Source organism: Brasilonema octagenarum UFV-OR1 (genome assembly GCF_963888615.1).
Taxonomy (GTDB): Bacteria; Cyanobacteriota; Cyanobacteriia; order Cyanobacteriales; family Nostocaceae; genus Brasilonema; species Brasilonema sennae.
This window is the reverse complement of record NZ_CAWPKW010000227.1, coordinates 1-4,341: the sequence shown is the minus strand read 5'-3', so window position 1 is coordinate 4,341 and position 4,341 is coordinate 1. Positions and strand designations below refer to the sequence as shown.

Genomic DNA, 4,341 nt, shown 5'->3' with positions numbered 1-4,341 from the left:
CGCTCTGCGCACACCCGATAGCCGTAAGGCGTGGCCGTTCCCACTAGGGTGAATTCTTCTTCAATGAGAAAAGTAAAAATGTGATAAAAGTCTGAAAACAATGTATGCAAACCTTGACAGATTTAAACATACCGCCGAAATTATTCGGTGATGGTAGAGTAATGGTGCATTGATGGTGTGTGAAAACTACGCTACAAGTAGCACTAAAGATTAACCAGGGAAATCTGAAAATTGTAGAACTTATTTTTTTGTTTGAAATGATGAATCTTAAATGAACCAACAGGGAATTTGCAATGCTTTAATTAAAATATGTAGATAAATTGCTTGTTTGTAGTTAAAACCCTGTATTACTTCGTAGTATTGATGCCTACACCCTGTCCGAGTGCCTCAAAGATCTCTTCAAGACAATCTTGCAGAACGATGGCACTCTCCAAAAAAACGTATTTAGTGTTTGCCTCATATTGGCACAGTCAGTACAAGATGCTGTGCTAGAGTGACAACATTGGCGCTAGCGTGAAGGATAAGATATGGTCGTAGAAAGGTGTTTGAGGGTTTATTATAAACCCATTTCTCATCTTCACAAACGACGAGAAAGCCTTTTCGACTTGACAAAATGGAGTTTTGCGTCAGGCGTTGCACAAAAAGCTATCCCTAAGTCAATGAGTGGCAAAAACGTGCTGGTTGCGTCATATTTCTGCAAGCTCCTCTGCTCCAATAGCTATATTGACCGGACAAAAATTCACAAATTCTGATTATGGCAAGTAAATTAGTCTCTGTTAGAGAATACACTGTTAAGGCACACAAACGGACGATTCATACGCGGGTTTTCAACTTCCTCTGTAAGGAATGCGGTGTTCCGGCGAAGCGCGAGACTTACGGTTCTCGACCGTTATATTGTGAACAATGTCGTCCTCCTCAACCACCGAAAAAATCATTAATGAAGCCTCAAAAGGCTAAACCTAGACCAATGACCTATAAATCTAAAACTGATTTGGATTGAGTTGAAGCTATATGACTACTAAGGGAAAACTAGAGCCACCACCCCAAACATTGTTGGAGCCACTTTTGGAATTACGGGAGTACTATACTGCTCTTACTGAAGAGTATGAACGCTTATGGCGAACTGCGCGATCGCAACTTGTCCATGTAGAAGCCTTGTTATCCAACTGGTCTGGTGTTGATGAACGCGACGATCTAACGGCTGTCGTTGAGATGTTGTCTTTTGCACCCACTCCTAGCCAACAAGATTCCTTCTCACCACAACAGTTCAAGAATATTTCTGATGTTGAACAACAACAAGCGAAGGACTCAGAACTCCCAGACTCGGAGTCCTCATCCGACATAGATTTGGATGATGCTGAACAACAACAAGCGATCAACTCAGAACTCCCAGACTCGGAGTCCTCATCCGACGTAGATTTGGATGATGCTGAACAACAACAAGCGATCGACTCAGAACTCCCAGACTCGGAGTCCTCATCCGACGTAGATTTGGATGATGTTGAACAACAACAAGCGATCGACTCAGAACTCCCAGACGATGAAGACCAGCACATAGATTTAGATGAGGAGTCACCCGACGAAGAAAACACGGTAGTTACATCACCCACTTCATCCCCACAAAAGGAGATACCAACCCAGAATAACGATTACTCTCCTGGGACAGATGTTCCAATGCTGCCCCAGTTCCAAGTTCTCACGCGAATGCAAGCGATAGAGAAAATATTGCGAGAGAATGCTGGAAGTGTCTGTCATATAGACTTTGTTGTGCGCTCACTTTTTGGCGATTTAGAGCCAAGTGTGTTCAAAATCGTCAAAAGTCGCATCCAATCCTCTCTGACACACGGCAAAGAAAAGAGTTACTGGGCTGCCGTTCCGGATGAGCCAGGGTGTTATACTCTGGATTTAAGCTTGATAATACCAGCAAATGGTAAAGTCAAATCCAAGATAATCAAACCTAAAAAGAAGAAACCCTTCCTACTCCCCAAGGCAAAAAGGGCATCAATGGTACCTGAATATGAAGGTAAATTTTTGATTGATGCCATCTGCATACTCTTGCAGAAAAATTCCGGGAAAATCTTCAGCGTAGCTGATGTGATCACAGGACTTTATGGAGAACTCAATGCTGAAGAACTAGCAGAGATAAAAACTGCCGTGCATAATGAACTTTCTAGAGGTCACCGGATAGGAAGATTCTCTAGAGTTCCTGAAAAAACTGGTTATTATACTTGGGATTTAAGTAAAATCCGGAGAAAATAGCCTTGTGATCGCAACTTGAGAAGTCAAAAGGAGTTTGTACTGTGGAATGGCAAATGCAAAATTCGCAAATTTGCAACTCAGCTAACAGAAGCCCCAGTTGCAAATTCAGGGCGACTCCAAATGACTTCTGCAAGCATTGCCTAATGTTGTGGATAACGTTAGGGAGCTTTTTTACTTCCAAGCATCCTCCCAAAGTTATTGCGCATTTGCTGGTCTCGACCCAGGTTGTACTGTAACTTGCACGGTTGTGTCATTACGTTGCAGTTGCATTTGCACGTTTGCCCCAACGCCACTTTTATCAATTATCTGCTGCACTGTATCCGCAGTGGTAACAGATTGATTGTTGATTTGTCGGATGACATCTCCTGGACGTATTCCGGCTCTATCAGCCGGAGAACCAGGAAGAACGCGGACAATCAGAATGCCTTGGTCTGCTTGCACGCGGACGTTACTATTAGAAAGGCTGTTAATCCGTTGCTTAAGTTCAGGTGTCAGGGATACCATCTGAATCCCTATGAAGGGATGTTCAACTTTGCCCTGAGTAATTAATTGTTGGGCAATTCGCTCGGCGGTGTTGATGGGAATCGCAAAGCCTATTCCTTGAGCGCCCTGGATAATAGCTGTGTTGACCCCAATAACTTGACCACGAGCATTTAGCAGTGGTCCGCCGGAGTTTCCAGGATTAATGGCTGCGTCAGTTTGAATATAACCAACGCGGTTATCAGATGCACCGATATCACTAATAGAACGATCCGTTGCACTAACAACGCCCACTGTTACCGTTTCTTGCAAACCTAAGGGATTCCCGATTGCGATCGCCCACTGTCCTGGCTGAACCCGCTGAGATGTTGCCAGTTCTACAGTTGGCAGGTTATTTAGTGGAACTTGCACAACCGCAATATCAGTCAATTTGTCTTGTCCCAAGACTTTTCCTTCAACAGTACGACCGTCGGACAATGATACCGATACTGTATCAGCATCGTTGACAACGTGAGCATTTGTGAGAATCTGTCCATTAGCATTAATCACAAAACCAGAACCAACACCACGCACCACTTTCTCTTGAGGCTGTGCTGGTATCTGCCGACCAAAAAACCGTTGATAGAATGGGTCATTTAAGATCTCTGGGACTTGGCTTCTGACAGTTCTGGAAGTATTAATTTGCACTACCGCAGGTTCAACCTTATTTACCACAGCAACTACAAAGTTATTATCCTCTGGAGTTGGTGTCAGAGGACGGTTATTTGGAGTAGCAGACTGTTGGACTGGTTGAGCATTAGCAGTATTAGTCTCCCGTGAAGCTTCGACGTTTCTGGATGAGTTTATTGAGCAGGCACTCAAAAATGTAATTCCTACTCCCAGAAGTGGTAACAATAAGTGAGTTATCGGTTTGTTACAAAAGAATTTGTTTGTGAGATTATTTTTGTGCTCGAAACCATCTATATTTAATTTGATAAGCTTTTGATTATTATTTAGGTATTTTTTGTTCATAAGACTTTATTGATTTTATATCTTAGTGTCTGGTGAAAATAATCTCCTTATTTAAGGTTTATATTTTATGATGCTTATTGTCATCTACCATAAGAAAGTTATCACTTATCAGTTACCAGTAGGTGTTGATTTTTAGCTTTAACTGAACCGTATTGGGTTAAAAAGCAGTTAGTAAAGCGGATTTATTATAACAGTCCAGCCTGTTAGTATGGCTATTTTACTGTGTTACTCATTAAAAAATAATTTTTCTTTTCCATTAGGTAGAACACAGGTTAATTATAAGGGCACAGCAATGCTGTGCCCTCACCATATGGTTTATAATCTATGTTTTTGAAGAACAAGTCAGAATTCAGCAATTCAGAATTCAGACGGTAGAACCCGCCACTGATTGGAGACCACCAGATTGAAAATTTGGTGTGGTGTTTCACCATTTATTCATCCGCCAGTCGCACAGAAGTTCATTCTGAACGGCAGTCGCCCCAAGTCGGGAAACCCCTTCGGGTATCTCCTAAGCCCTGCGGGCACGCACTCGCGTTCGGAGACGCTGAGTCCTGAGCCCTGAGTCCCAAAGGGACACGCTGCGCGTTCACG

The 4,341-nt window shown here is 42.8% G+C and carries 3 protein-coding genes; 2 read left to right on the top strand and 1 reads right to left on the bottom strand.

Going from position 1 to position 4,341, the window contains the following annotated elements:
• Window positions 1-754 precede the first annotated feature (754 nt).
• The gene (locus AC5590_RS18430; protein ID WP_169268893.1) at window positions 755-1,000 is read left to right on the top strand and encodes a hypothetical protein; all 246 of its coding nucleotides are present in this window, start codon (window positions 755-757) and stop codon (window positions 998-1,000) included.
• Window positions 1,001-1,011: 11 nt separating this feature from the next.
• Window positions 1,012-2,259 (top strand): hypothetical protein, encoded by a 1,248-nt coding sequence (locus AC5590_RS18425; RefSeq protein WP_169268892.1) that lies wholly within the window; start codon window positions 1,012-1,014, stop codon window positions 2,257-2,259.
• Window positions 2,260-2,454: 195 nt separating this feature from the next.
• Here AC5590_RS18425 and AC5590_RS18420 read toward each other — a convergent pair whose 3' ends face one another.
• Window positions 2,455-3,750, bottom strand: coding sequence for an HhoA/HhoB/HtrA family serine endopeptidase (locus AC5590_RS18420; RefSeq protein ID WP_169268891.1), 1,296 nt, complete (start codon window positions 3,748-3,750; stop codon window positions 2,455-2,457).
• Window positions 3,751-4,341 lie beyond the last annotated feature (591 nt).